Origin of the sequence: Stenotrophomonas maltophilia group sp. RNC7 (assembly GCF_030910085.1) — a bacterium.
Lineage (GTDB): Bacteria > Pseudomonadota > Gammaproteobacteria > Xanthomonadales > Xanthomonadaceae > Stenotrophomonas > Stenotrophomonas sepilia.
Genome location: NZ_JAVFVN010000864.1, coordinates 30619 through 55751 on the forward strand (window position 1 = coordinate 30619; position 25133 = coordinate 55751).

The 25133-nt window shown below is 64.4% G+C and carries 26 protein-coding genes, 1 tRNA gene and 1 pseudogene; 19 read left to right on the plus strand and 9 right to left on the minus strand.

The window, feature by feature from the left end; translation table 11 throughout:
- Window positions 1–17 precede the first annotated feature (17 nt).
- The 11 genes from RCF13_RS20450 (at window position 18) to queC (ending at window position 10647) form a co-directional block, all read left to right on the plus strand.
- Window positions 18–1937, plus strand: coding sequence for a potassium transporter Kup (locus RCF13_RS20450; RefSeq protein WP_061480411.1), 1920 nt, complete (start codon window positions 18–20; stop codon window positions 1935–1937).
- A gap of 331 nt (window positions 1938–2268) precedes the next feature.
- Window positions 2269–3309 (plus strand): Holliday junction branch migration DNA helicase RuvB, encoded by a 1041-nt coding sequence (gene ruvB, locus RCF13_RS20455; RefSeq protein WP_308141528.1) that lies wholly within the window; start codon window positions 2269–2271, stop codon window positions 3307–3309.
- Window positions 3299–3730 (plus strand): tol-pal system-associated acyl-CoA thioesterase, encoded by a 432-nt coding sequence (gene ybgC, locus RCF13_RS20460; protein ID WP_134969345.1) that lies wholly within the window; start codon window positions 3299–3301, stop codon window positions 3728–3730. The genes ruvB and ybgC overlap by 11 nt, the downstream gene beginning before the upstream one ends.
- A 10-nt stretch (window positions 3731–3740) precedes the next feature.
- A complete protein-coding gene (gene tolQ, locus RCF13_RS20465; RefSeq protein ID WP_005410752.1) occupies window positions 3741–4520 on the plus strand; it encodes a protein TolQ in 780 nt (259 codons plus the stop codon).
- Window positions 4521–4544: 24 nt separating this feature from the next.
- Complete coding sequence (gene tolR, locus RCF13_RS20470; RefSeq protein ID WP_005410751.1) at window positions 4545–4973, plus strand: protein TolR; 429 nt, start codon at window positions 4545–4547, stop codon at window positions 4971–4973.
- Window positions 4963–6018, plus strand: coding sequence for a cell envelope integrity protein TolA (tolA, locus tag RCF13_RS20475; protein ID WP_061480414.1), 1056 nt, complete (start codon window positions 4963–4965; stop codon window positions 6016–6018). The genes tolR and tolA overlap by 11 nt, the downstream gene beginning before the upstream one ends.
- A 283-nt stretch (window positions 6019–6301) precedes the next feature.
- Window positions 6302–7621: a Tol-Pal system beta propeller repeat protein TolB gene (gene tolB, locus RCF13_RS20480; RefSeq protein ID WP_005418511.1), complete on the plus strand. Its 1320-nt coding sequence runs from the start codon at window positions 6302–6304 to the stop codon at window positions 7619–7621.
- Between the two features lie 64 nt (window positions 7622–7685).
- Complete coding sequence (pal, locus tag RCF13_RS20485) at window positions 7686–8204, plus strand: peptidoglycan-associated lipoprotein Pal (protein ID WP_005418510.1); 519 nt, start codon at window positions 7686–7688, stop codon at window positions 8202–8204.
- Between the two features lie 3 nt (window positions 8205–8207).
- Window positions 8208–9026: a tol-pal system protein YbgF gene (gene ybgF / locus RCF13_RS20490; protein ID WP_180867541.1), complete on the plus strand. Its 819-nt coding sequence runs from the start codon at window positions 8208–8210 to the stop codon at window positions 9024–9026.
- A 176-nt stretch (window positions 9027–9202) separates the two neighbouring features.
- Entirely contained in the window at window positions 9203–9904 is a 702-nt protein-coding gene (gene queE / locus RCF13_RS20495) for a 7-carboxy-7-deazaguanine synthase QueE (protein WP_111175715.1), read from the plus strand.
- A 77-nt stretch (window positions 9905–9981) separates the two neighbouring features.
- The gene (gene queC, locus RCF13_RS20500; RefSeq protein ID WP_061480332.1) at window positions 9982–10647 is read left to right on the plus strand and encodes a 7-cyano-7-deazaguanine synthase QueC; all 666 of its coding nucleotides are present in this window, start codon (window positions 9982–9984) and stop codon (window positions 10645–10647) included.
- Window positions 10648–10744: 97 nt separating this feature from the next.
- Here the strand turns inward: queC and RCF13_RS20505 are convergent, their stop codons facing one another.
- Window positions 10745–11698: a DUF2268 domain-containing putative Zn-dependent protease gene (locus RCF13_RS20505; protein ID WP_134968754.1), complete on the minus strand. Its 954-nt coding sequence runs from the start codon at window positions 11696–11698 to the stop codon at window positions 10745–10747.
- Window positions 11699–11866: 168 nt separating this feature from the next.
- Here RCF13_RS20505 and RCF13_RS20510 point away from each other — a divergent pair.
- Window positions 11867–11942: transfer RNA gene (locus RCF13_RS20510), tRNA-Lys, on the plus strand.
- Between the two features lie 60 nt (window positions 11943–12002).
- On the opposite strand, the gene RCF13_RS20515 is transcribed toward RCF13_RS20510, so the two are convergent.
- On the minus strand, window positions 12003–13055 hold the full coding sequence (locus tag RCF13_RS20515; RefSeq protein WP_134968755.1) for a tyrosine-type recombinase/integrase: 1053 nt from the start codon (window positions 13053–13055) through the stop codon (window positions 12003–12005).
- 295 nt (window positions 13056–13350) lie between these two features.
- Here RCF13_RS20515 and RCF13_RS20520 point away from each other — a divergent pair.
- The 3 genes and pseudogenes from RCF13_RS20520 to RCF13_RS20530 all read left to right on the plus strand — a co-directional run.
- A pseudogene (locus RCF13_RS20520) lies at window positions 13351–13719 on the plus strand (DNA methyltransferase); the annotation flags it as partial.
- A gap of 196 nt (window positions 13720–13915) precedes the next feature.
- Window positions 13916–14194, plus strand: coding sequence for a type II toxin-antitoxin system RelE/ParE family toxin (locus RCF13_RS20525; RefSeq protein ID WP_111175727.1), 279 nt, complete (start codon window positions 13916–13918; stop codon window positions 14192–14194).
- A gap of 143 nt (window positions 14195–14337) precedes the next feature.
- Window positions 14338–14652, plus strand: a complete 315-nt coding sequence (locus tag RCF13_RS20530; RefSeq protein WP_111175729.1) for a HigA family addiction module antitoxin — start codon at window positions 14338–14340, stop codon at window positions 14650–14652.
- Window positions 14653–14780: 128 nt separating this feature from the next.
- On the opposite strand, the gene RCF13_RS20535 is transcribed toward RCF13_RS20530, so the two are convergent.
- Window positions 14781–15050 carry a hypothetical protein gene (locus RCF13_RS20535; protein ID WP_134968753.1) on the minus strand — a complete coding sequence of 90 codons (270 nt, stop codon included), beginning with the start codon at window positions 15048–15050 and terminating at the stop codon, window positions 14781–14783.
- Between the two features lie 325 nt (window positions 15051–15375).
- Here RCF13_RS20535 and RCF13_RS20540 point away from each other — a divergent pair, with 325 nt between their 5' ends.
- On the plus strand, window positions 15376–15639 hold the full coding sequence (locus RCF13_RS20540) for a hypothetical protein (protein WP_134968752.1): 264 nt from the start codon (window positions 15376–15378) through the stop codon (window positions 15637–15639).
- 729 nt (window positions 15640–16368) lie between these two features.
- Here RCF13_RS20540 and RCF13_RS20545 read toward each other — a convergent pair.
- From RCF13_RS20545 to RCF13_RS20560, 4 genes are all read right to left on the minus strand, one after another.
- The gene (locus tag RCF13_RS20545) at window positions 16369–17295 is read right to left on the minus strand and encodes a 2OG-Fe(II) oxygenase (protein ID WP_134968751.1); all 927 of its coding nucleotides are present in this window, start codon (window positions 17293–17295) and stop codon (window positions 16369–16371) included.
- A 233-nt stretch (window positions 17296–17528) separates the two neighbouring features.
- Window positions 17529–18188, minus strand: coding sequence for a hypothetical protein (locus RCF13_RS20550; protein ID WP_308141529.1), 660 nt, complete (start codon window positions 18186–18188; stop codon window positions 17529–17531).
- Window positions 18189–18499: 311 nt separating this feature from the next.
- Window positions 18500–19720, minus strand: a complete 1221-nt coding sequence (locus tag RCF13_RS20555; protein ID WP_134968749.1) for a hypothetical protein — start codon at window positions 19718–19720, stop codon at window positions 18500–18502.
- A 431-nt stretch (window positions 19721–20151) separates the two neighbouring features.
- A complete protein-coding gene (locus RCF13_RS20560; protein ID WP_134968748.1) occupies window positions 20152–20508 on the minus strand; it encodes a hypothetical protein in 357 nt (118 codons plus the stop codon).
- Window positions 20509–21440: 932 nt separating this feature from the next.
- On the opposite strand from RCF13_RS20560, the gene RCF13_RS20565 reads away from it, so the two are divergent.
- The gene (locus tag RCF13_RS20565) at window positions 21441–22289 is read left to right on the plus strand and encodes an alpha/beta hydrolase-fold protein (RefSeq protein ID WP_134968747.1); all 849 of its coding nucleotides are present in this window, start codon (window positions 21441–21443) and stop codon (window positions 22287–22289) included.
- An 82-nt stretch (window positions 22290–22371) separates the two neighbouring features.
- Window positions 22372–23310, plus strand: coding sequence for an alpha/beta hydrolase-fold protein (locus RCF13_RS20570; RefSeq protein ID WP_134968746.1), 939 nt, complete (start codon window positions 22372–22374; stop codon window positions 23308–23310).
- A gap of 37 nt (window positions 23311–23347) precedes the next feature.
- Here the strand turns inward: RCF13_RS20570 and RCF13_RS20575 are convergent, their stop codons facing one another.
- Together RCF13_RS20575 and RCF13_RS20580 are read right to left on the minus strand one after the other, a co-directional pair.
- On the minus strand, window positions 23348–23773 hold the full coding sequence (locus RCF13_RS20575) for a response regulator (RefSeq protein ID WP_061480336.1): 426 nt from the start codon (window positions 23771–23773) through the stop codon (window positions 23348–23350).
- A 93-nt stretch (window positions 23774–23866) separates the two neighbouring features.
- Complete coding sequence (locus tag RCF13_RS20580) at window positions 23867–24634, minus strand: CPBP family intramembrane glutamic endopeptidase (protein WP_134968745.1); 768 nt, start codon at window positions 24632–24634, stop codon at window positions 23867–23869.
- Between the two features lie 149 nt (window positions 24635–24783).
- Here RCF13_RS20580 and RCF13_RS20585 point away from each other — a divergent pair, with 149 nt between their 5' ends.
- On the plus strand, window positions 24784–25089 hold the full coding sequence (locus RCF13_RS20585; RefSeq protein ID WP_134968744.1) for a zf-TFIIB domain-containing protein: 306 nt from the start codon (window positions 24784–24786) through the stop codon (window positions 25087–25089).
- Window positions 25090–25133 lie beyond the last annotated feature (44 nt).

The window sequence follows — 25133 nt, forward strand, 5'->3', positions numbered from 1 at the left end:
GCATCGCCAGGAGTCCCATGTCCAGCAGTCAAACCCCGCACGCAGCTGCCTCCGGCAGCCACGGTCACGCCCCTCCAGCAGGAGGCATGGCGCTGATCATCGGTGCGATCGGCGTGGTGTTCGGCGATATCGGTACCAGCCCGCTGTACACGCTGAAGGAGGCGTTCTCGCCGCACTACGGGCTCAACAGTGACCACGACACCGTGCTGGGCGTGCTGTCGCTGGCGTTCTGGGCGCTGAACATCGTGGTCACGCTGAAGTACGTGACCATCATCATGCGCGCCGACAACGACGGCGAGGGCGGCATCATGGCGCTGATGGCGTTGACCCAGCGCACGCTGCGCAACGGCTCGCGCTCGGCCTACGTGGTCGGCATCCTCGGCATTTTCGGTGCCTCGCTGTTCTTCGGCGACGGCGTGATCACCCCGGCGATATCGGTGCTGGGTGCGGTGGAAGGCCTGGAGGTGGCCGCGCCGGGCCTGCATGCCTTCATCGTGCCGATCACGGTGGTGGTGCTGTTGATGGTGTTTGCGGCGCAGCGCTTCGGTACCGAGAAGATCGGCAAGGCCTTCGGCCCCATCACATCGGTCTGGTTCATCTCGCTGGCGGCGATCGGCATCTACAACATCGTCGATGCGCCGGAAGTGCTCAAGGCATTCAACCCGTGGTGGGCGATCCGCTTCTTCATGGAGCACAGCTGGCATGGGATCTTCATCCTCGGCGCAGTGGTGCTGGCGGTGACCGGTGGCGAGGCGCTTTACGCCGACATGGGCCACTTCGGTGCCAAGCCGATCCGACACGCCTGGTACTTCTTCGTGCTGCCGTGCCTGGTGCTGAACTACCTGGGGCAGGGCGCACTGGTGCTCAACCACCCCGAGGCGCTGAAGAACCCGTTCTTCGAGGCAGTGCCGTCGTGGGCGCTGTACCCGATGATCATCCTGGCCACGATGGCGGCGGTGATCGCGTCCCAGTCGGTCATCACCGGCGCGTTCTCGGTCTCGCGTCAGGCGATGCAACTGGGCTACATCCCGCGCATGCGCATCAAGCACACCTCGCACGACACCATCGGCCAGATCTACATCCCGGGCATCAACTGGGGCATCGCGGTGATGGTGATCGGCCTGGTGCTGGCCTTCCGCAGCTCGTCCAACCTGGCGGTGGCCTACGGCATCTCGGTGTCGGCCACCATGCTGATCGACACCCTGCTGCTGGCCCTGGTGGCCCGTTCGCTGTGGCCGAAGGCGCGCGCCTGGCTGCTGCCGCTGTGCGTGGTGTTCTTCATCATCGATCTGGGCTTCGTCATCGCCAACGGTGCCAAGCTGCTGCAGGGCGCCTGGTTCCCGGTGGTGCTGGGCATCTTCCTGTTCACCATGATGCGCACGTGGCGCCGTGGCCGCGAGCTGCTGCGCGATGAGATCCGCAAGGACGGCATCCGTCTGGATACCTTCCTGCCGGGCCTGATGCTGGCACCGCCGGTACGCGTGCCGGGCACCGCGGTATTCCTCACCGCCGACCCGACCGTGGCCCCGCATGCGCTGATGCACAACCTCAAGCACAACAAGGTGCTGCACGAGCGCAACGTGTTCCTGCACGTGGAAACCCTGCCGATTCCGTATGCGATGGAAGGGCAGCGGCTGAAGATCGAATCGGTGGGCGACGAGTTCTACCGCGTCTATGTGCGCTTCGGCTTCATGGAAACCCCGGACGTGCCGCTGGCGCTGATGCGCTCGTGTGACCACGGTGGCATCTACTTCGACCCGATGGACACCACCTTCTTCGCCAGCCGCGAAACCATCGTGGCCACCGCCAACCGCGGCATGCCGATCTGGCGCGACAAGCTGTTCGCGCTGATGCACCGGAATGCCGCGCCGGCGACCGGCTTCTTCCGGATTCCGGGTAACCGGCTGGTGGAACTCGGCGCGCAGGTGGAGATTTAATCTCCACCGTCGATTCCTCCAGAGATCCGTCCACGCATGGCGTGGATCTACCGTGCCGACCAACGGTCGGCACCCACCAAAGCAGAACGCCGTTCCGACAGACCGCAGGAAACTGTCGAAGGCGGGGTGGGTCCGGTTGCGGGGGCGTGAGCGCCATGGATGGCGCGACCGAGCCTACATGGACGTATTTACGGCGTCCCCCGCAACCGGACCCACCCCGCCATTCCCCCAGGAAGCCCGCTTCGGCTGTTGCTCTGGATGTTGCCGTTGCCTCTGCGGGTGCCGGGCGCAGCCCGGCCGAATCACCCCGCTTTTGCCGCATAATCAGCACATGACCGACGACCGCATCATCGGCGCCGGCGCCACCCGCGAGGATGACGCCGCCGACGCCAGCATCCGCCCCAAGCGCCTGGCCGACTATCTCGGCCAGGCCCCGGTGCGCGAGCAGATGGAGATCTATATCGAAGCGGCCAAGGGGCGCGGCGACGCGCTCGACCACGTGCTGATCTTCGGGCCGCCCGGCCTGGGCAAGACCACGCTCAGCCACGTCATCGCCAACGAACTGGGCGTGGCCCTGCGGGTGACCTCCGGCCCGGTGATCGAAAAGGCCGGCGACCTGGCCGCACTGCTGACCAACCTGCAGCCGCACGACGTGCTGTTCGTGGACGAGATCCACCGCCTGTCGCCGGTGGTCGAGGAAGTGCTGTACCCGGCGATGGAAGACTTCCAGATCGACATCATGATCGGTGAGGGCCCCGCGGCCCGTTCGATCAAGATCGACCTGCCGCCGTTCACCCTGATCGGTGCCACCACCCGCGCCGGCCTGCTGACCGCGCCGCTGCGCGACCGCTTCGGCATCGTCCAGCGGCTGGAGTTCTACAGCGTCGAGGAGCTGACCCGGATCGTGCGCCGTTCGGCCACCATCCTCGGCATCGACTGCACCCCCGACGGCGCCGGCGAGATCGCGCGGCGCGCGCGCGGCACCCCGCGTATCGCCAACCGCCTGCTGCGCCGCGTGCGCGACTACGCGCAGGTGAAGGCGGGCGGCCACATCGACGAGGCCGTGGCGCAGGCCGCGATGAAGATGCTCAAGGTTGATCCGGAAGGCTTCGACGAGCTCGACCGGCGCCTGCTCAATACCCTGGTCGACTACTTCGATGGCGGCCCGGTCGGCATCGAGTCGCTGGCCGCGGCGCTGTCCGAGGAACGCGGCACGCTGGAAGACGTGGTCGAGCCGTACCTGATCCAGCAGGGCTTCCTGGTGCGCACCGCGCGCGGCCGCATGGCCACCCACAAGGCCTACCGGCACATGGGCCTGAAGCCGAAGAACCCGCCGCAGGACCTGTTCGCGGAGGTTCCCGATGTCGGTTGAGCCACTATTCAGTTGGCCGACACGCATTTACTGGGAAGATACCGACGCAGGCGGCGTGGTCTACCACGCCCGCTACGTGGCCTTCATGGAACGGGCCCGGACCGAATGGATGCGTGCGCTCGGCTACGGCCAGGAGCGCATGCGCGCCGAGCACGGGATGGTCTTCGCGGTGCGCTCGATGCAGATGGATTTCATCAAGCCGGCACGGCTGGATGACACCCTGCAGGTGAGCGCCCGCCTGGTCCAGCTGAAGAAGGCCAGCATGGTCTTCGACCAGCAGATCCTGCGCGACGGCGAGCTGCTGCTGTCGGCCCAGGTCCGCATCGCCGCACTGGAAGCGGCCAGTTTCCGCCCGCGTGGCATGGACGGGGCCGTCCTTGCCATGCTGCAACCCCACCTCCACCCCGAATCCGAACACTGAGGAACAACGGATGATCGCAACGCTCCTGGCCCTGCAGGCCACGGTCACCGAGGCACTGCCGGCCGACGTCAGCAACGCCGCGACACAGACCCTTGCCCAGGCCACCACCGGCGGCGGCATCAACTACCTCGAACTGATGGCCAAGGCCAGCCTGCCGGTGAAGATCATCGTGCTGCTGCTGCTGGTCGGCTCGTTCGTCAGCTGGGTGATCATTTTCCGCAAGGCCCGCGTGTTCAAGCAGGCCACCCGCGAAGCCGACGAGTTCGAGAACCGCTTCTGGTCCGGCGCCGACCTGGGCAAGTTGTACAGCGCCGCCACCGACCGCAGCCGCAGCGTGACCGGCCTGGAAGCCATCTTCGAAGCTGGTTTCCGCGAGTACACCCGCCTGCGCGACAAGCGCCGCCTGGATGGCCGTGCGCAGCTGGAAGGCGCGCAGCGTGCCATGCGCACCACCTACACCCGCGAAGTGGACCAGCTTGAGCGTAACCTGGAACTGCTGGCCAACATCGGTTCGACTGCCCCGTACGTGGGCCTGGTCGGTACCGTGTTCGGCATCATGGTGACCATGCACGACATGATCAGCAGCGGTGCGCAGGCCGGTATCGCCGCCGTCGCGCCAGGCATCTCCGAAGCCCTGTTCGCCACCGCCATCGGCCTGTTCGTGGCGATCCCGGCGGTGTGGGCCTACAACCGCTTCACCACCCGCGTGGAGCGCATGTCGGTGCGGTTCGAGACCTTCGCCGAAGAGTTCAGCTCCATCCTGCAGCGCCAGAGCGCTGGCGACGAGTAAGCGCCTGACCCGGGAGTCCAAGCCATGTCCGCTGCCATCGGTCGCCGCAAGCGCCGCAAGCTGAAATCGGAAATCAACGTCGTTCCCTACATCGACGTCATGCTGGTGCTGCTGATCATCTTCATGGTCACCGCGCCGCTGCTCACCCTGAGCTTCGACGTCGACCTGCCGCAATCCAACGCCAAGGCGCTGGAAAGCAAGCAGGACCCGGTGATCGTCTCGGTGCGCCAGGACGGCCAGCTCAGCCTGAAGCTGCCCGACGCCAAGGAACCGACCGCCGTGTCGGCCGAGGAACTGGAGGGCCGCCTGGCCGGCATCGCCGCCCAGGACAAGGGCGTGCGCGTGATCGTCGCCGCCGACCGTGCCGTGGCCTATGAAAAGGTCATCGCCGCGATGGATGTGATCAAGCGCGCCAAGGTAGACAAGGTAGGCCTGGCCACCGATGCACGCTGACGCCCTGCCACCTCCGCAGCAGCGCGAACCCGGCTGGGGCCTGCCCCTGGCGCTGGCGTTGCTGGTGCACCTGCTGGTCGCGCTGGTCTTCATCGTGGCCTGGTTCTGGTCGCCCGAGCGCAACACCGACGCCGCCGCCGGTGATCCGTCGGTGGAGGCCAGCCTGGCGCTGTCCGCGTCCGAGGCGTCCGCCGCCCGCCAGGCCCTGCGCCAGTCCGAAAAGCTGGAGGACCTGCCGCCGCCGGTGGCCGAGCCGGTTCCGGTGCCGGAAGACACCATTCCGCCGCCACAGCCGATTCCCGAGCCGCGCCCACAGGACGCCCCCACGCCACAGCAGCAACAGGCGCAGGAACGTGTCGCGCAGCCGGATACCAAGGACCAGGAAGCAGTGAGCGCGCTGGCCATCTCGCAGGAGAAGGCCAGGCAGGAGCAGGAAGCCAAGCGCCGCCAGGAGCAGATCGACCTGACCGAACGCAAGCGCCAGGAAGAGGCCGAGCAGAAGCTGCGCCTGGCCAAGCAGCAGGAAGAAGACGCGAAGAAGAAGCTGGCCGATCAGGCGCGCCAGGCCGCGGACAAGGCCGAGGCCGAGAAGCAGAAGAAGATCGCCGAGATCCGTGCCCGCCGCGAGCAGGCCGAAAAGGAAGCCAAGCTGGCCGAGCAGAAGCTGCGCCAGGTCGCCGCCGCGCGCAATGCCGCGGGCAGTGCCGCCGCCGGTGCCAGCGGTGCGTCCCAGCCGGCCGCCGGTGGCGGTGGCAACAGCGATGATCTTTCGGCCAAGTACGCCGCGGCGATCCAGGCCAAGGTCCTGTCGCAGTGGGTGCGGCCGGACACGGTGCCGCTGGGCCAGCGCTGCCAGATCACCATCACCCAGATTCCGGGTGGCACGGTGATGCAGGCCAAGGTCAGCCCGAACTGCCCCTACGACGAGGCCGGCAAGCGTTCGATCGAGGCCGCCGTGCTCAACGCGCAGCCCCTGCCGTACCGTGGCTTCGAGTCGGTGTTCGCACGCACGCTCAACTTCACCTTTACTGCCCAGGATCGCTGAGGCGGGCAGGGCAGGGGGGCCTCGGGCCACTCCTGCCCACGGTTGTCGCGCTTGCCTCTGGTGTGCTCGGTTTCGACCGGGCAGGCTGTGGGCTGCTGTCGAACGCCGTCCTCCGGGGCGGCGTGACCAGGGCAGACGGTGCGATGTTAGCCACGACGTTAACGGTGCGTGAGAAGACGGGCTGGAACTGACCCGGAATTCACGTACCCTTGGTTCATGATTGCGAAGCGGTTCACTCCCGCTTTGTTATCCCTCGTTCCGGTTTCCCCTTATTGAGCGCTCCATGAAAAAGATGCCTCGCTGGCTTGCCGTGTTTGCGGCCCTGTTGCTGCCCTTTGCTGCCGTCGCGCAGCAGAAGGGGCTGGATATCGACATCATCGGCGGCAATGCCTCCGCGCTGCCGATCACCATCGTGCCGATGCCCTATCAGGGTTCGTCGGCCGCTCCGCAGACCGACGTCGCCGGCGTGGTCCGTGCCGATCTGGAGCGTTCGGGCCAGTTCCGCACGCTGCCGGAAGCGCAGATCGTCGAGAAGCCCGTGCGGGGGGGGGATATCCAGTTCGCGACCTGGCGCGCGCTGAAGCAGAACTACATCGTGGTTGGCCGCGTGCTTGATGCCGGTGCGGGTGCCTACCGCGTCGAGTACGAACTGTTCGACGTGCCCAAGGGCGAGCGCCTGCTGGGCCTGGCGATGACCGCCCGTGGCAACGCCATGCGCGACGTTGCCCACCAGATGGCCGACGCCATCTACGAAAAGATCACCGGTGTGCGCGGCGCCTTCTGGACCCGCATCGCCTACGTGACCGCCAGTGGCAAGGGCGACGCCATGCGCTACGCGCTGATGGTGGCCGATTCCGATGGCTTCAACCCGCAGACCATCGTGCGCTCGGCCGAGCCGCTGCTGTCGCCGTCGTGGAGTCCGGATGGCAGCAAGCTGGCCTACGTCAGCTTCGAGCGTGGCAATTCGGCCATCTACATCCAGAACATCGGCACCGGTGCGCGCGAGCTGGTCACCAGCTTCCGCGGCATCAACAGCGCCCCGGCGTTCTCGCCGGACGGCCGCAAGCTGGCCCTGACCCTGTCGCGCTCCGGTAACCCGGAAATCTACGTGATGGACCTGGGCAGCAAGCAGCTGACCCAGCTGACCAACCACTTCGCCATCGATACCGAGCCGACCTGGGCACCGGACGGCAGCGCGGTGTACTTCACCTCCGATCGCGGCGGCCGTCCGCAGGTCTACAAGGTCGGTGCCGGTGGCGGCAGCGCCGAGCGCGTGACCTTCCAGGGCAACTACAATGCCAAGCCGTCGGTGTCCTACGATGGCAAGAAGATCGCCGTCGCCCAGGGCTCGGGCAACAGCTACAAGATCGCGATGATGGACAGCTCGCTGGGCTCGCCGCGCTGGAGCACGCTGTCCCCGGGTTCGCTGGATGAATCGCCGAGCTTTGCGCCCAACGCAAGCATGGTGCTGTACGCCGCCCGCGAAGGTGGCCGTGGTGTGTTGTATGCCGTTTCGGCCGATGCGCGGGTTCGCCAGCGCCTGGTCCTGGCTGACGGTGATGTGCGCGAACCGGCATGGTCCCCATACCGTACCCAGCGCTAAAAGAGTGTTAATATTTTCGTTGTCTTGAACCCCTCATCGGCTTAGGAGCCACAAAGGTATCGCCATGAACAAGTCCACCCGCGTTCTGCTTGTTTCCCTGCTGTCTGTGGCCGTCCTGGCCGGTTGCTCGAAGAAGGTGAAGGAAGAGCCGGCAGCCCCGGTCGACACCGGCACCTCGACCACCACCCCGACCGGTCCGTCGACCTCCGGCCTGTACGGCCCGGGCGACCTGGACACCGACGCCTGCCTGCGCCAGCGCGTTGTGTACTTCGACCTGGACAAGGAAGACGTGAAGCCGGAATTCCAGGCCATCATGGCGTGCCACGCCAAGTACCTGCGTGACCGTCCGTCCTCGCGCATCACCCTGCAGGGCCACACCGACGAGCGCGGTTCGCGCGCGTACAACCAGGCCCTGGGTGAGCGTCGTGGCAACGGCGTCAGCTCGGCCCTGCAGGCCAACGGTGGTTCGGCTTCGCAGCTGACCGTCGTGTCCTACGGTGAAGAGCGTCCGGTCTGCACCGAGTCGAACGAGTCCTGCTGGTCGCAGAACCGTCGCGTCGAAATCGTCTACACCGCGCAGTAATCCATGCGCATTGGCATCAAACTGATGCTGGTCGTTGCGGCAGCCCTCGTGGCTGCCGCACCGGCGCACGCACAGCGACAGAGCCTGGCTGACCGTGTCGGCGCGCTCGAGCAGCAGATGTACAACAACAGTGCCAACCAGGACCTGTTGAACCAGATCAATCAGCTGCGGCAGCAGGTCACCAGCCTGCAGGCCTCGATCGAGCAGTTGCAGCATGACAACGCCCAGCTCAAGCAGTCCGCCCAGGACCAGTACCTGGATCTGGACAGCCGCCTGAACCGGTTGGAAGGGGGCAACGCCGCCCCGGCCCTGCCGCCCGTTCCGGCGAGCGCGCCGAAGGCCGCACCGGCCCCGGCAAAACCCGCAGCGGCGGCCACTTCCGAGCGGCCGCCTTCCGTCCATGGTGATGCTGGCAGCCTTGCCGCCACCGGCGACGAGCGCACCTCCTACAACGTTGCCTTCGATGCGTTGAAGGCCGGCAGGTACGACGATTCGGCGCAGCTGTTCCTGAGCTTCCTGGAGTTGTACCCGAACGGCGTCTACGCGCCGAATGCGCTGTACTGGCTGGGCGAGAGCTACTACGCCACCCGCAATTTCCCGATGGCCGAGACCCAGTTCCGAGAGCTGCTCTCGCGCTATCCGACCCACGACAAGGCCGCGGGCGGCCTGCTCAAGGTCGGCCTCTCGCAGTACGGCGAGGGAAAGGTCGACCAGGCCCAGCAGACGCTGGAGACCGTCGTGGCGCAGTACCCCGGCTCGGACGCCGCGCGCACCGCGCAGGACCGTCTGCAGTCCATCCGCCTGGGCAAGCAGATCCGCTGATCCGCTGAGCGGGCGTACAATAGGTGCCCTGTAGAGCCGAGCCCACGCTCGGCTGCTTTCGTTTCCGGACCAGCAAACCCGTCCGGTTGCTGTTGTAGAGCCGAGCCATGCTCGGCTGTTTTCGTTACCGGCCACGGTAGCCCACCCGCCACGTGTCCCACCAAGAAGTACCCGCCATGACCGCCGTTACCCCGTCAAACGCCGTCGCCACCCCCAGCGACATCGTGCAGTCGCCGCTGCCGCGCCTGAAGATCACCGAGATCTTCACCTCGCTGCAGGGCGAGGCCGATACCGCCGGCTGGCCGACCGTGTTCGTGCGCCTGACCGGCTGCCCGCTGCGCTGCCAGTACTGCGACACCGCCTATGCCTTCCACGGCGGCACCTGGTGGGACATCGACGACATCGTGGCCGAGGTGCTGGCCCAGGGCGTCCGCCACGTCTGCGTGACCGGCGGCGAGCCGCTGGCGCAGAAGCGCTGCCTGGTGCTGCTGCAGAAGCTGTGCGATGCGGGCATGGATGTCTCGCTGGAAACCTCCGGCGCGCTGGATGTCAGCGCAGTGGACCCGCGCGTGTCGCGCGTGGTTGACATCAAGACGCCGGGCTCGGCCGAAGCCGCCCGCAATCGCCTGGAAAACCTGCCGCTGCTGACCGTCCGCGACCAGATCAAGTTCGTCATCTGCAACCGCGAGGACTACGACTGGGCGAAGGCCATGGTCGCCGAGCACGGCCTGGTGAAGCGTTGCACCGTGTTCTTCTCGCCGAGCAAGGGCGAGATCAGCGCGCGGCAGTTGGCCGACTGGATCGTCGAAGACCGGCTGCCGGTGCGCTTCCAGATGCAGTTGCATAAAATCCTGTGGAACGACGAGCCGGGCCGATGAGCCGGCGCAGCGTTCCCTGATGTAGCTCCGGCGCGGGACAGCGTGCTGGCTTTCCCCTCCCAACCGGAAGATTTCCCATGAAGAAGGCAGTCGTGCTTCTCTCCGGCGGCATGGATTCAGCCGCCGTCATCGCCATGGCCCAGGAACAGGGCTTTGCCGTGCATGCCCTGAGCGTGCGCTACGGCCAGCGCCACACCTCCGAACTGGATGCCGCCGCCCGCGTGGCCAAGGCCCAAGGCGTGGTCGCGCACAAGACCGTGGACGTGGACCTGCGCAGCATCGGTGGCTCGGCGCTGACCGACGACATCGACGTACCGGAGGCGGGCGGAGCCGGCATTCCGGTCACCTACGTGCCGGCGCGCAACACCATCATGCTGTCGCTGGCGCTGGGCTGGGCCGAAGTGCTCGGTGCCAATGACATCTTCTGCGGCGTCAACGCCGTCGACTACTCCGGCTACCCGGACTGCCGCCCCGAGTTCGTGGCCGCGTTCCAGGCGCTGGCCAACCTGGCCACAAAGTCGGGCGTGGAAGGCGCCGGCATCAAGGTGCATGCCCCGCTGCAGTTCCTCAGCAAGGGCCAGATCGTCAGCGAAGGCGTGCGCCTGGGCGTGGACTTCGGCCTGACCGTGTCCTGCTACAACGCCGACGCCAACGGCGCCGCCTGCGGCCACTGCGACGCCTGCCGCCTGCGCGCGCAGGGCTTCGCCGAGGCCGGCGTGCCGGACCCGACGCGGTACGCTTGACCGCGCCTGGTAGAGCCGGCCGCTGGCCGGCTTCCCTGTGGGTGCGAATGTCTCCCTGGTGGGTGCGAACCGTTGGTTCGCACTCTCTGTCCCGGCGCTACCGCTGCTGCAACCACCCCGACGCTTCAATAAACGCCCGCACCGCATTCGGATCGGCATAGTCCAGCTCGATCATCCGCGCGATGCCGGCTCTCTCATCGGCCTGCTGGCGCATGTACTCCCGCGCAATGCGGTAGCCGGCGTAGTAGCCCAAGTCACTCACCCCGAACGGATTGCGCGCGCTGTTGTACAGCCAGTTGTCCAGGTTGTCCCCGTCCATCTCGGCAATGAAGCGCGTGCGGATTTCCGCTTCGTGCGCGGGCCCGTAGCGATACATCGGCAACGCCGGCCGACGCCCGCTCAGCCGTTCGGCCACGTACTCGGCAACGCCTTCGCGCACCGCGTACTGGGCCACGCTGCCGCTGGTTTCGCGCTGCTGGGTATGCACGTACTCGTGCAGGTTGTTCTGCGCGTTGTTCGCACCGGGGCGGCTGTCGTAGAAGATCCGTAGCCGGTCGCGCATCTTTTCGGGCAGTTCGCTCACGTCCACGCGCTCATCGCCCAGTGCCATCTCGGCACCGATCAGCACCTTGTCACCCAGCGTGGTGCCGCCGGTGCGCAGCACACCGACTGCGTAGGTGATGGTGGCCGGGCGCAAGGCCGGGTAGAGCGCCCGGAATCTGGAAAGATCCCGTTCCAGGGTGGCGCTGGCCTGCTGCGCGTTGGCGGTCAACGGCCGAACCGACGTCCAGAAGCGCGGCCACGCACGCATGGCCTCGGCGTATTCGCGGGCGGTGTAGTTGCGGACCTGCATCAGCGCATGCAGGCCGGGGCTGCCTGGATCGATGTAGCGCTCCTGCACGAGTGCGACCTGGCGGTCAACGTCGGGCTCGGCGCGCACCGCGTCATAGGTGGCCCAGAAGCGGCCGATGTCGTCGGTGACGACCTGGGGCGGGGCGGCCAGGGCTGCGCAGGGCAGCAGGGCGGCAAGCAGGCTGGCGATCAGGCGCATCCATGGCTCCGGGGAAGGATCACAGATGGGATGCGACAATGGCCCGAAAGGTTTAAGCCCGCTGGTAGTGCCGGCCGCTGGCCGGCATCCTCGACACACCGGGGTTTCACGCGACCGGCCAAAGTAGGGTAGAATGCCCACCCCGCCGAAAGGCTGGGGCAGTGCAATGGGCCGTTAGCTCAGTCGGTAGAGCAGAAGACTTTTAATCTTTTGGTCGAAGGTTCGAATCCTTCACGGCCCACCATATGCACCAAGGGTTTCAGCCCTTCCCCCTCGCTCCGCAAAATATCGACCGCTCCGCAATTCACTTCGTCGGGCTGGTCAGCGCACCGCGGCGCTTCCGCACATAGATCTCTGTCGTGGTCACCGACTGGTGGCCGAGCTGCTGCTGTGCCTTCCGAATATCGCCAGCCGAATCGGCCTTGTCGGTGCCTGCCTTTGCCCGCAGATCCCGGAACTGGAACGCCGCCTTGGGCACGCCTGCGCGCTCGCGCGCTGCGTCAAACCGGCTCCGCAGCTGACCCTTGCTGAGGGGCTGGCCGTATTCGTCCAGCAGCAGCGCCGTGTGCACAATGACCGCGCCCTTTTGCTTGCCGCGCCGCTTGAACGTCCTGGCGCTGAAGCGCACCAGCAGCTCGGCCAGCTCACCCTCGATGGCAATGCGCAGCTTGTGCTTTGTCTTGTTCTGGCTGATATGCAGGAAGCCATCGCGCACGTCTCGCCGATCCATGCTGAGAGCATCGGACGGCCGCTGGCCAGTCAGGTAAGCCAGATCCAGCGCATCGCGCAACGGCTGATCTGCTGCATCCCACACTGCCCGGTATACGTCGTCCTCGACGTACACATCGCGGCCCGCTTCGCCGTAACCACGCACGCCCTTGCAAGGGTTTTCCGCGTCGGTGAAGCCCCATTCCCTACACTTGTTCCACAGATGACTCAGCAGCGCCTTCTCGCGGTTGGCGCTGACCATGGCCACCGCCCCGTTCTTGGTTCGCCAGTCAAGGTACTGACGAACGTGTAGCGGCCTGATCTTGGCCAGTGGCGCAGGCGGATTGCAAAAGAATTCTTCGAGCTTCGCCAATTCCGCCAGATTGACCTTGGCCGTTGATGCGCGCTTCTTCGGGATGACCAATTGCTTGTACCGCTTGGCAGCGTCGCGAAAAGTAACGATTTCCGGCACTGCTGCCTCGGTCGCCATCAGCTCGGCCCACTTGCGCACAGCCTCTGGATAGCTCTTGCCCAGTGCTGTTTCGCGGCGCGGCTTGCCGCCGTGGTCGAAGAAGTAATACGTGGTCTTGCCCCGCACGCGCTTTCGCATGTGTGGGATGGCACCAGGATCCTTAGAGCGCCGTCCCATTACGCTGCGGGCCTCATAGCGTTGCTTGACCAAGCGCCATCTGCCTCGGGGGCCTTCTTCGCCGAGCCATCGACTGCCGACCACATGACCACCGGCCATCCGGCCGCGTTGATGGTATGCGGGATGCCATTGCGGGCCAGGTTCTGAATCTGCCTGCGCTTGGTGTGTGCGCCTGTTAGCTCGGCCACATCGCCGTGTGCGCCAGGACGCATAATCTTGTCAGCCGCCGACACGGCGCACCTCCCGATGCGAGGCCAGGAGCGGCAGCTGCAGCACGTTCTCTGGCAGTGTCGGCTGGCGCGGCATCACCGTATGGGACAAGACTGAAGGTGTGCGGCCGCAGTTGGGGCGGTTTCGGAATCAGGCCGAGTACGTGGTCTGGGGCAGCAAGGGCCACATGCCCCTCGGTCGACGGGCGCCGGTGCTGCCCGGGGTCATCCGGGAGAAGGTGAGGAAGGCCGACAAGCACCACATGACCGGTAAGCCAACCGACCTGATGCGGCAGCTGGTGCAGATCTGTGAGGAAGGCGGGCGGATCCTGGATCCGTTCGCCGGCTCTGGCACGACGCTGGTGGCCGCGGATCTTGAGGGCTACAGCTGGACCGGCATCGAGATGACGAGGCACTACTTCGACGTGGCTCGGTCCCGACTGCCCAGCCCGTAACCCTTCCACATTCCAGCCCTTCACAAGCCGCCGACAGGCGGCTTTCTCGCATCTGGCAGCATGGTTCATTTCCCGGCCGCTGGCACGAACGGCCTTGGCTAGGTCCCTGCCGAATCCCGAAACAGTATCCAAAACTGCTTGCAGTGTACTGTGTATCGATATATGATACACCCAGTCGCCAACGAAGGAGCCGCCATTGATACGAACGTACGCAGACAAGGACACGGAACGAATAGCCAGCGGCAAGAAAGTTAAAGCCCTGGCTAATCTGGAAAAACAGATTCTACGAAAGCTGGTCTATCTCAACGCTGCGACTTCACTACTTGACCTGAAGGCCCCTCCAGGCAACAGGTTGGAAGCCCTCAAAGGCGACAGGTCAGGGCAGTACAGCATTCGCATCAATGACCAGTTTCGGATCTGTTTCAAGTGGAAAGATGGCGACGTTTACGATGTAGAGATCACCGACTACCACTGATCTGACAAGGCGCCGGGAATGCCTGGCGCCAGCTCCGGCCCTGAGACGTTCCGGCGCTGCATTAGTTCAAGTTCGTTCCACCATATAGAAGCCCACCAAATAGGAGGCGCCGCACCCACAACCTGCGGCGAACTACAAAGCACATGACACGCGCCAACGCAAAAACTGCTATCGCGCTCCCCGCTATCCATCCGGGAGAAATCCTTTCCGAAGAGTTCCTGGTCCCGCTGGGCATGTCCGCACGCGCACTGGCCGCCGAGATCAATGTCACCCCGGCCCGCGTTTCTGAGATCATCGCCGGCCGTCGCGGCATCACCGCCGATACCGCGCTTCGTCTGGGACGCTACTTCGGCACCACGCCACAGCTGTGGTTGAACCTGCAAACGCAGTACGACCTGTTGACCGTTAGCGTGGAACTGGCGGATGTGATCGACCACATCAGCCCCAGGGCCGCGTAATCTGCCGGCTCAAGGGCATAGATGCGGCGTCTTCCGCACCCTCTGGCGACTGGAACCCCTGCCTTGCGGCAGGGGTTTCTTATGTCTGATGCACCGGGAGATTGCCGCCTGTGGGGCACGCCAACTGCTCAGTCCCGCCGCAGTAAGGGCAACAGGCACTCTGCCACCTTGTAGCCCGCGTCGCGGCACTCTGCGAACCCGATGCTCTGCCACACCGTGCCTGCTACAGCACCGACGATAGCCAACATGATGCACCAGGCCATGAGCGGGCGCGGCTTGACCTCCTCGGCATTCATATAGCCGGCGAACCGGCGCAGCCCGGCCCCGATGAGCGCAACGGCGATGCCACCGGCGGCACCAATGCCGGTCCAAATTCCCAACGAGAGACCATCAGACATACACACCTTCCTCAATAGATTTGTGGATTCCCCCTGAGCGTGAGGTATCGGCGAGACGGGCCGCAACTTGAGTGCCCAAAGATGAGGGATGGGGATTCCCGGAGGCCACGGAATATGCGGCTACGCGAGCTGGGCTGACCGGAGGGGGCATTGCTGGTCTGTGTGTAGATGTGGGACGAGTACGACACGAATTCGCATCAACGAAGTCAAAGATCGCCGAAACCAGCTGCGGTTTGTCAGGCGATGCTCAATGCCCCGCGCGCGCACTCGTCTCCCCGCCATGCCTGCGGGCTTGATAGGGCGGTTTCCCTGCAGCCCCTGCAACTTGCCGAAAGTCCTGCCCTACGTGGGCTCCTGTTCCATGGGCAGCATGGTTCGCCGCCTGCAGATCCCTGCGCTCGGGCAGCTTTGGTGCGGCCAGGGCACTGCTGGTCTGTCGCTGATGAGCGGCCGGAATTCTTCATGTGCCCACCGGAAACAGGCAATCTGTTGGGCCATCTCGCTGGAGCCGACCTATGTCGTTGAATTAGAAGAAGGATTTGAGGTTGCTTGGGAAGGCAATGTGCCGATAATCGGTGCGGGGCGCTGATGCAATGTTATTGATTCATAAAGAAAAATTTCAGGAGGAAGATTGCCCTGTCTCTTAGTAATCTGATTGCAGTTTGATTGCTCATTAGTTGCCAGTGGAGCTGATTCATAACTATATGAATTTGAACGGTATTTGGTGCTTTTCGCTGGGGCGTTACAGAAATTGCCTCTTCCCGATGGGCATCTGAAAATTTCCCTCTATAAGGGCGGGGTACCCATCTCTCTATCCGCTCACGCGCTTCCTCTCTTTCCCTCTCGCTTACCTGCGTTGCCTGGCTGTGTGATCCCAGTCCCTGCGACGGCCAGCCGTATCCTGCACGTCATGGCACTTCCCGACGGCTTCTGGGACAACGCGCTCGGCCAGCAAGCCTGAGGAGCCGCAGACCGTCATTTCCTATGATGGCGTGTGGATCGTCAGCATGTCCCAACGGGTGGACGACGGCTCGTGGTTCGCTTCGCTCGACCGTCACCGATATGGTCCGGGCAGCTCTGCCCGGAGCTGCAGCAGTTTTGAGCAGGGGCAGGCCGGTGCGGAGCTGTGGGTTGCCCGGCATCAAGCAAGGCTCCGCTCCGACGTGGCTGCATTGACCAAGTACCGCCAAGCGGTGCGCGCCAACAGGCTGGCCAGGACCGCTGTGGTTCTGCCATTCAGTTGGATGGCAGGGGAGTAGGCTGCCTCCCGGCCCGGCCGGGTGCGGGCGATGCGAAGGAGCCTTCGGTACTTCCGGTGCTACCGCGCGTGGCGCAGACGAAGGAAGGCTCGCTTTGCCCAGTAGAGAAGCGTGCCCCCCAGGCCAGAGTCCTGGGCGTTGCGTAGGGCGGCATTCTCGGAATAGAGCTGCCGGATATGGGCATCGCGTTGCGCGATCACGTCCTTGGCCCATGCGACGTCGTGCGCGCTCAGCACGTAGCCCGTGGTGAAGTAATCTGGTAGCTGGCGCTTGACGTAGTGAACCGTGTGCCGCTCCACCGTTTCTGCGGCAGGTCGAACCTCGGTGTAGAAGAAGAGCGCAATCGATCGCCGGGTGCGCTGAGCGTGTGCTGCCGGTAGACGAACCTGGCTGAAGCCATGCCAGGAGTGTTCGGAGGTCGCGAAGATCGCGCAACGATTGAACGTTGGCGGCACTTGCCTCTCGGCGTTTGACGTGGTCCAGGGATCACGGAACAGCTCAAACGAGCCACCCCATTCCGCTTCCCAGGACGGATTCAGATAGAGGACGACGTTGAGACGACGGTGCCAGGGTTCGACGGGGTGGAAATTGGCATCGATGTGCGGGTCGAGGCTGGTCCCGTCTCTGCTTTCATGGGTTCCACCGCCGAGGTACCACGGATCGTAGATCAGACCGTCAATCCCGGTCAGCCTCGATAGCAGCAACAGAAACTCGGGGCTCCTGATGCAATCGTCGAGTTGACGATAGGCGGCGCCCAGAGAGCGCACGGCCTCGACGGTGGACTTCCCGCCAGGTGTTCCGTCGTCTCCCATGGAGTTGCCGCAATCAAAGGGCGGGAATTGCTCGGAGAGAAGTTCCGCGAAGTCCAGGTCGAGGAAGTCATCGATGACCAGGTGGGGGAACGGGACTCCGCATCGGAACTCTGACTGCAGCTTCTCCGCGTTGGCAACAACGCTGGGATTCAATATGGAGGTACCTGTCTGCATCGACCTGGCCTCTACGCCACCTTTGGGAAGCGAAGTCTAGGTGGTGCAGATCAGCGATCCCTGCGGTGCAATGGAGAGTTTCAAACTATTCCTAACGCTTTAATGACTTGCTGGGGATTCGCAGACCCTGTCCTCGTTCTGATGCATGCTGGAAGCGACGGTCGCAGGCGCGGACAAAGACCTCGAGACCGCTAGCGGAGTGGTTACCAGATCTTTTTCCTTGCCACTGACCGTCATAAGCTGAAAGCATGCCGGGTGTAGGCTCCCGTCCCTCCCCAGCGACTCTGGAGGTCCGATGCGACCTTCCAGAGCTCCGAGTAAGGCACGTGATGCACTTGGATGATTGCTGACTCCGGGAAGTAGGGGGAGTCGTAGAGATCCACGCTGATCTCTTGCTCCCATGGAACTCGAATGTCGTTCTGCGCGCAGGCTATTCCAAGTTCCCGAAGCGCTTCCAGGGTCGTCTCGACAACAACTCCATGGTCTGAACCTAACTCGTCCAGCTCATTCAGCGCGAAGAACGCAGCGACGGACTTGTCTTTGGTGAAGCTCAGCCAACTGTGCCTGTAGCCGGAAGAGTCCATCGCAGTGAAGGTCAGAGCGTTCTGAACGCACCTGCCGACGTAGATGTCAGTGTCTCCTGCAAAGACCCGAGTGTCTCCTGCATGAAACTGTGCCTCGCGTTCCTCGCCCTTTCGCGCAACACCTTGCCGAGTCTCCCACTGATGCGAGGTCATGCCGCGATAGATCTTCATCGAGGTTGTGTCATCTTGATCAGCAGAAAAATAGACCATGAAGATTGGTTCCAGATTGGGGGGGCGAGTGTCGGCCAGATCAGCGAGATCCAGGACGGGAGAATTCAGTCGGACCATAAGCAACCGCAGGCGTTTCACGGAATGCGGCCGGGAAAGAGCGCGGATGTAGGCTACTGATCCTAAACGATGGCCTAGCCATCTTTTAATCTTCTGGTCGAAGGTTCGAATCCTTCACGGCCCACCATTGCGAGACGAGGGTCTCGGAGCGATCCGGAGCCCTCTTCTTTTCCGCAATCGCCGATCTTTTCGCAGGATCAATGCGACCGTAGCATGAACACTTCGATGCGGGACGGAGGCCGCCCTTGCAAGGCGAATGGCGATGGATCCCGGCAGTGATGTAATCCTCTGCCGGGAATCCGCGATCAAGCGCCGAGGAGGGGCCGTTAACCCTATTCGGGGCCGAGCACCGAGATCGCCCCCCATGGCATTGCAGTAACTCCCTTGCAATCGCCCTTCAACGGGGTAGTGGAGTTGGCCTTGGACACGATTCCGTACCCATTGTTTCCCTGGAAGATGGCCGCGCCACTGTCACCTTCTCCGCACGCCAGCTGATTGCCTGTGATTCGTATCCAGGCATTGGCACAGGGGAGGTTCTCGCCGGGGCCGAAGGCGATGCCGGGGTTGTGCTTGATATCCACCACATCTCCACAACCGTAGCCGCTTCTTACTCCACGGAAGCACATCTCCTGGCCGACCTTTGCGTTGGTCCACATGTACATGATCGACCGCCTGCTGTAGTCGGACGTGGAGGTGCCATAGACCTCTCTCAATGTCGTGTGGGAGCCCACCGTATGCCATTGCACATCGTGACTGGCATCCTCGATGCCGTCGACGTAGGTGAGTGGTAGCGTGTACTTGTCCGTTCCAGTGGCGTAGTTTCCGTAGATGAAGTCGTTTGGACAATGACCGGCTGTGGTGATGCCCCTTTGCCCGGTAGCGGTGTGCTTCACAGGAAAGCCGCTCGTGCAGTAGGAATTGTTGCTTTGAAGCACCGCGCCGCCTACCACGTACGCGGCATTCCGCGATCTGGGATTGTCCGCCTCAAGAATGATCTGGAAGCCTGTGACGCGCTCAAGCTTGCGTACGTTCGTCCTCAGACTATTGGCAAGTGCAGCGTTTCCCTCAATCAGTATCACGACGCGGTTGTCGCCCGGGAAGCCGGAGATGCCGGTAACCCCAGGGATCAGGCTGTAGATCAGTGGCGTATGGCGTTCGAGTATCTGGTAGAACTCCCGCTCGGTGTGAACGTTGCCGGTTTCGAAGGTGACGCGCGTGGTCCCGCTGTCTGTCCCGATCAACCGATCGGGCACTGGGCTGTTTCCGGTCAGCTCCACCAGGATGTGCTGATCGGGGGTATGCCTCAGTGATATTGCTGACAGGCGGTCCGCGAACTCGGCGCTGAGACTTTCGAAAGTCTCATTGAGTTCTCCTTGGACTGCCAAGCGTGTAATCGCCGCGTCCACCGAAACTTCAGGATGCTTTGCAGTGTAGGCATGAACGAGTGTCTCCATTTCCTTTTCGGCATCCGAATTGGCGGGAGGCATCTGCGCGGAGAGATTTCCCGAGGCAATGACGAGCGCTGCAACGGACGCGAGAGATTTCCATTTCATCTGAACTTCCTTGTGAGGACGGATTGAATTCGTGCCACTCAGTTTCTTGAAAGAGTATTGAGAATATGCGGACGCCTGTCGCGGATTTGCGTCCGGGTTCTCATTCCCCGTGGCGAGGATGGCGATATTTTCCGACGGAGCAGATTCTGATCAGCATGAATGCGCCAGAATGTCCTGCTACGCGGCAGTCAAGAGCATGCGGAGATGGGCACCAGCGACTCGGTTGGCACCGAATTCGGGCTGTCGACTGCGCTCCTGTTCCAGCGAGACAAGGAGGCTGCCGGGATGCTCTGCAGCACAGGCCTGCTGTACAGACAAGTTGGACAGCGCCAACGGACACGCCGGGCTGAATGTTGCCGCGCAGACAATCGGCGCGCAGTACGGATGCAGCCGGTCTGGCGAGCATCGGTCGATTCGTTGCAGAGCGGCGCCTACTCCGGCCGCACGTCCCGGCACACCAGCTCGGCCAGACTGCGGCAGGCAAAGAACAGCCCTTCAACCACGCAGGCATCCAGATGCCGGTCCGGCGTGGCCATGGCCCGGCAGCGGTCGGCGGCGTGCAGCATTTCCGCCACGGTCAGCATGCCGATGGCGGCCCGTTCCACCCGCGACAGGGCAACCCCGCGCCCTGTTGAAACGCTGGTTTCAGGCCAGGGCAGGCCATCGGCGCCTTCGCCCGCGCGGATGCGCTTGAGGCAGCCCAGAAACGTGCTCAGTTCGGGGGAAGGGTTGTCGTCGTCATCGTGGGTGCTGGCGGTGTATGAAGCATGGGGCGGACGGTCGGTCATCTCGGCTTCCTCGGCTCTGGAGTGGGCGTGCCACCGCGCAGGGCGGGTGGCGGGCGATGCGTGGCTGCAAGCCGGAATGACATCACGCAGTAACCGGCGGGTCCGAAGACCCCCACGCAGCGCCCGCCATGAAGGCCGGCGGATCACCCACCGACACGGTCCAAAGACAGTGTCGGCGGGTGAGCGCAAACAACATGCTTACGGTCATCACGGGCTTGCAGGCCCGCTGCCACCCGTTGTCGGTGGCGCTGCATGGTGTTTACGCCTGCGCCTGGAGCTCAATGAGGGATTTTCCGAGGAACGATGCGGAATCCGGGCGCGCGACGATGGTGGCGCAGGCCGCGCCGACGCAGCAAGCGACAGGGCGCGACGCATGTGCTCAGGCGCTTGGCCGGTCGCGTTGGACAATGTCGGTAACTGCCGCTGACGGCACGTTTGCCGTGATGGGGGACGTGGAAAGTGGGCGCCACGTTTGCCAGCCGCGGTGGTACGGAACAGCGGGTAACGCACTCAAAAATCGGTGCATCTGCGACGTCCAAGGTGCTGTAGAGCCGAGTCATGCTCGGCTGCGGTTTGCGCGGCGGGCTGAGCCGAGCGTGGGCTCGGCTCTACAGAGATCTGTCCCATCCGCGACGGTTGAACTGTTGTAGAGCCGAGCCATGCTCGGCTGCGGTTTGCGCGGTGGGCTGAGCCGAGCGTGGGCTCGGCTCTACAGTGATCCGTCCCATCCGCGACGGTTGAACTGTTGTAGAGCCGAGCCATGCTCGGCTGCGATTCGCATGGGAAACCGAGCCGTACCCGGTTGCGCGCGGGGAGGTTATCCCCCGCATGGCATGGATCTATGCATCTGGCAGGGATGCTGAGCGTGCAGAAGCCGCCAATGCCTGCCGCTGGGCGCTATGCTCGGCCTCTTTCCCAGGACGGGTCACCCCATGCGCTTGATCATGCTGTCGCTGTTGTTGTCCGCCGTCTCCGTCGCGCCGTTGATGGCCGCCGAACCGGCGCCGTCCGCACAATCAGCGGCCGCAACCCCGCTGGTGATCGGCGAAACCTTCACCATCGAATCGAAGGCGCTGGGTGAAACCCGCCGCATCAATGTCTACCGCCCGCAGCCCTGGGGCCTGGACCCGAAAACGCCGCTGCCGGTGCTCTACATGCCCGACGGCGGCATCGGCGAGGACTTCCTGCATGTGGCTGGGCTGGTGCAGGTGCTGACCGGCAACGGCAGCATGCGCCCGTTCCTGCTGGTCGGCATCGAGAACACCGAGCGCCGCCGCGACATGACCGGCCCCAGCAGCGATCCGCAGGACCAGAAGATCGCCCCGCGCATCGGTGGTTCGGCGGACTACCGCGCGTTCCTGCGCGATGAACTGATGCCGCAGGTCCGCCAGCGCTACCCGACCACCGACGAGCGCGCACTGATCGGCGAGTCGCTGGCCGGCCTGTTCGTGGTGGAAACACTGCTGCAGGAGCCGATGCTGTTCAACAGCTACATCGCGCTGGATCCCAGCCTGTGGTGGAACCGCGGCGCGATGCTGGCCGGAGTGGCCAAGCAGTTGCCTGCGGTGACGCGTGCGCAGCCGCACGTGTTCCTGGCCAGCAGTGGGCAGCCGGAGCTGGCCGCATCCACTGCACGACTGGCCGAGTTGCTGCAGCAGGCTTCGCCGTCGCCGCTGGTGAAGTACCTGCCGTTGCCGGAAGAAACCCACGCTACGATCTATCATCCAGCCGCACTGCAGGCGCTGCGCACACTGTTCCCGGCGCCGCCGGCCTCGCCCTGACCGCACTGGCAGCGGGTTGCGCACCATGCAAGGATGCGGCAGCGGCGCCATCCGGTGCGCCGCCCGCAATGGGAGCCTGTGGATGCAGCGTATGCGTGGATGGAGTGTGGCGGCCTGCCTGGCCGTGAGTGGCTGTGCGATGTCGGTGGCGCCGCCGGCAGCGCAGAGTGAAGCGAAGGAGAGCCCGGCCGCCGCTGTGTCGGGCGTGGTGCTGCCGGATACCGAAGCGCTGCGCGTGCACGATCCGATCGGCCGCGATTATCCGGTCTGGGTGGCGTTGCCGGCCGACTACGCCGCACATCCGGAAAAGCACTATCCGGTGCTGTACGTGACCGACGCGCTGTACAGCTTCCCGCTGGTGCGCAGCGTGCGCAACCTGGTGGGCCAGAAGGGTGTCAACCTGGAGGATTTCATCCTGGTCGGGCTGCCGCCGCAGGAAGGCCTGACGTCCAAGCAGAGCCGCTCGCGCGATTATACGCCCAGCGATCCGGCGCGCACCGATCCGCGTGACTACAGCGACGACGTCAGCTACGGCGGCGCGGCGCACTACCGCGATTTCCTCGCTGAGCAGGTGCTGCCGATGATCGATGCGCGCTACCGCACCGATCCGGCGCGGCGCGCCTATGCCGGTCATTCCTATGGTGGCTTGTTCGGTGCCTACGTGCTGACCACGCGCCCGGACATGTTTCACAGCTACATCCTGTCAAGCCCGTCGCTGTGGTTCGACAACCATCGGGTGCCGCGCATGCAGGCCGAGGCCAAGGCGCCCACGCAGCCGACCACGGTGGTGCTGTCGATCGGCAGCTTCGAGACGGTGAAGCCGGAGCCGCGTTATTTCACCCGCAACGACATGCTGCGCCACAACGCAGAATTCGCCGAGCAGCTGCGCAGCAGCGGGCGATCGTTGAAGGTGGAGAACATGGTGATCGATGACGAGGATCACTTCACCGTGTATCCGGACATGATCACCCGCGCGCTGCTGAAGGTGTTCCCGGGTACCGGACCGTACAGCAGCGGTTGATTGCAGGTTCAATCCACGCCATGCGTGAATGATTGCCTCAGGCCGCGCTGGCCTGCGGCGGCGGCATCAACGTGGCATCCGCTGCATGGCGGAAGCACAGGCGGATGGCATCGAGCAGCTCGCTCATGCTGTACGGCTTGGGCAGGAAGTGGATGCCGGCGCGCAGCTGCGGCAGCACATGATGCTGGTCCATGCCGGAGGTGACCAGGATCGGCAGCTGCGGCAGATGCTCGCGCACGCGGTTGGCGGTTTCGATGCCGCTGATCCCGCCCAGGCAGACGTCGGTGAACAGCAGGTCGAACGGCTCGCCGGCGTTGAGCAGGCCCAGCGCGGCCTCTGCACTGCTGACAGCGGTGACCTGGCAGGCCTGGCTTTCCAGGGCGAGGCGGCTGAGTTCCTGGGTTTCCTCGGCGTCCTCGATCAGCAGGACGCGCGGTTCCACAAAGCGCTTGGACAGCAACATGACGCGGCAACTCCGGACAACAGGGGAGCAAAAGGCGCGCAAGTATGCGCAAGCCGGGGGTGATCCCGGCGTGCACGGCAGGCTAAGTGGGCGTTACAGCCGATGCTGCTGCCGGCGGCGCACCTGCCAGGCCAGCACCGCCAGCGCCAGCAGCGCGGTGCCGATACGCAGGCTGGTGGCCTGCCAGCCCAGCGCGACGGCGTCGTCGAGGCTGAACGCGTTCCACGCCATGTTCATCGATACATGCAGCACCAGGCCGCACCACAGGGTGTCGCCGTCCAGATGGTCGAGCCAAGCGAAGATGAAGCCGCCCAGTGCGATGACCGCGCCGACGAACAGGGCAGTGCCGCCGCCGTCGAAGCCGCCGAAGCCCAGCCAGTGCACCCAACCGAACAGCAGCGCCTGCGGCAGCGCAAGCAGGGACCACGGGCCACGCATGAGCTTCACCAGCAGCACGAAGCCGAGGCCGCGGAACAGCAGTTCCTCGGCCAGTGGGAACAGCACGGCGAGCATCGTTGCATCCAGGGTGGTCAGTGCGGTGTTGGGCGTGCCCAGCAGCGCCAGGCCCAGCCAGCAGGGCAGGCTGGCCAGCAGTACCCACATCGGGCCGCTCCAGCCGTTGCCGCGCAGCCCCAGGCTGGCCATCAGGCCTACCCCATGGGGGCGCAGCAGTGCGGCCAGCAGCAGTGCCAGCAGCACGGCCAGTGCGTTGTCCAGCAGGCTGCCGCCGTAGGGCATGGGCAAGGCGGGAATCGGCGCGCCTGCGGCCGCAGCGACATCGCGCAGATTCAGGCCAACGCCGACGCCGAGCAGCACCAGCAGCAGGCGCGCGGCGCTGGGCAGGCGGGACAGGACGGTCATGCACGCACTCCCTGCGGAACCAGCATGCAGTGTGGAAGGGACCGGGCACGCTGGCACGCGCCGGAAGTCCCTGTGCCATCGGTCATGTGTTGCCGCACAGTCATCACAGGACAGGTAAAGTCGAAACCAGACCGAGAGGAGCAATGCCGATGCTGTGCCCCGTGTGCAAGACCCAGACCCTGCAGATGGCCGAACGCCATGGCATCGAAATCGACTATTGCCCTGGCTGCCGTGGTGTCTGGCTGGATCGTGGCGAGCTGGACAAGATCATCGAACGTGCCGGTGCCGGTGCGGCCGTACCGCCGCCAGCCGTGCAGGCTCAGCCGGCGTCCGCGCCGCCACCAGTGATGCACCGTGATACCCGCCACCTCGGCCAGCGCTACGAGGACAACCGTGGCCACGGCTACAAGAAAAAGAAGAAGGAGAGCTTCCTGTCGGAGCTGTTCGATTTCTAGGCGCTTCGCTCTTTGTAGCGTTGAGCCATGCTCGACTGGCTGTT

Bases quoted from the DNA above. Each gene is read 5' to 3' on its own strand.
- RCF13_RS20450 (WP_061480411.1), top strand. From the start codon at position 18: ATGTCCAGCAGTCAAACCCCGCACGCAGCTGCCTCCGGCAGCCACGGT.
- ruvB (WP_308141528.1), top strand. From the start codon at position 2,269: ATGACCGACGACCGCATCATCGGCGCCGGCGCCACCCGCGAGGATGAC.
- ybgC (WP_134969345.1), top strand. From the start codon at position 3,299: ATGTCGGTTGAGCCACTATTCAGTTGGCCGACACGCATTTACTGGGAA.
- tolQ (WP_005410752.1), top strand. From the start codon at position 3,741: ATGATCGCAACGCTCCTGGCCCTGCAGGCCACGGTCACCGAGGCACTG.
- tolR (WP_005410751.1), top strand. From the start codon at position 4,545: ATGTCCGCTGCCATCGGTCGCCGCAAGCGCCGCAAGCTGAAATCGGAA.
- tolA (WP_061480414.1), top strand. From the start codon at position 4,963: ATGCACGCTGACGCCCTGCCACCTCCGCAGCAGCGCGAACCCGGCTGG.
- tolB (WP_005418511.1), top strand. From the start codon at position 6,302: ATGAAAAAGATGCCTCGCTGGCTTGCCGTGTTTGCGGCCCTGTTGCTG.
- pal (WP_005418510.1), top strand. From the start codon at position 7,686: ATGAACAAGTCCACCCGCGTTCTGCTTGTTTCCCTGCTGTCTGTGGCC.
- ybgF (WP_180867541.1), top strand. From the start codon at position 8,208: ATGCGCATTGGCATCAAACTGATGCTGGTCGTTGCGGCAGCCCTCGTG.
- queE (WP_111175715.1), top strand. From the start codon at position 9,203: ATGACCGCCGTTACCCCGTCAAACGCCGTCGCCACCCCCAGCGACATC.
- queC (WP_061480332.1), top strand. From the start codon at position 9,982: ATGAAGAAGGCAGTCGTGCTTCTCTCCGGCGGCATGGATTCAGCCGCC.
- RCF13_RS20505 (WP_134968754.1), bottom strand. From the start codon at position 11,698: ATGCGCCTGATCGCCAGCCTGCTTGCCGCCCTGCTGCCCTGCGCAGCC.
- RCF13_RS20515 (WP_134968755.1), bottom strand. From the start codon at position 13,055: ATGGGACGGCGCTCTAAGGATCCTGGTGCCATCCCACACATGCGAAAG.
- RCF13_RS20530 (WP_111175729.1), top strand. From the start codon at position 14,338: ATGACACGCGCCAACGCAAAAACTGCTATCGCGCTCCCCGCTATCCAT.
- RCF13_RS20535 (WP_134968753.1), bottom strand. From the start codon at position 15,050: ATGTCTGATGGTCTCTCGTTGGGAATTTGGACCGGCATTGGTGCCGCC.
- RCF13_RS20545 (WP_134968751.1), bottom strand. From the start codon at position 17,295: ATGCAGACAGGTACCTCCATATTGAATCCCAGCGTTGTTGCCAACGCG.
- RCF13_RS20555 (WP_134968749.1), bottom strand. From the start codon at position 19,720: ATGAAATGGAAATCTCTCGCGTCCGTTGCAGCGCTCGTCATTGCCTCG.
- RCF13_RS20560 (WP_134968748.1), bottom strand. From the start codon at position 20,508: ATGACCGACCGTCCGCCCCATGCTTCATACACCGCCAGCACCCACGAT.
- RCF13_RS20565 (WP_134968747.1), top strand. From the start codon at position 21,441: ATGCGCTTGATCATGCTGTCGCTGTTGTTGTCCGCCGTCTCCGTCGCG.
- RCF13_RS20570 (WP_134968746.1), top strand. From the start codon at position 22,372: ATGCAGCGTATGCGTGGATGGAGTGTGGCGGCCTGCCTGGCCGTGAGT.
- RCF13_RS20575 (WP_061480336.1), bottom strand. From the start codon at position 23,773: ATGTTGCTGTCCAAGCGCTTTGTGGAACCGCGCGTCCTGCTGATCGAG.
- RCF13_RS20580 (WP_134968745.1), bottom strand. From the start codon at position 24,634: ATGACCGTCCTGTCCCGCCTGCCCAGCGCCGCGCGCCTGCTGCTGGTG.
- RCF13_RS20585 (WP_134968744.1), top strand. From the start codon at position 24,784: ATGCTGTGCCCCGTGTGCAAGACCCAGACCCTGCAGATGGCCGAACGC.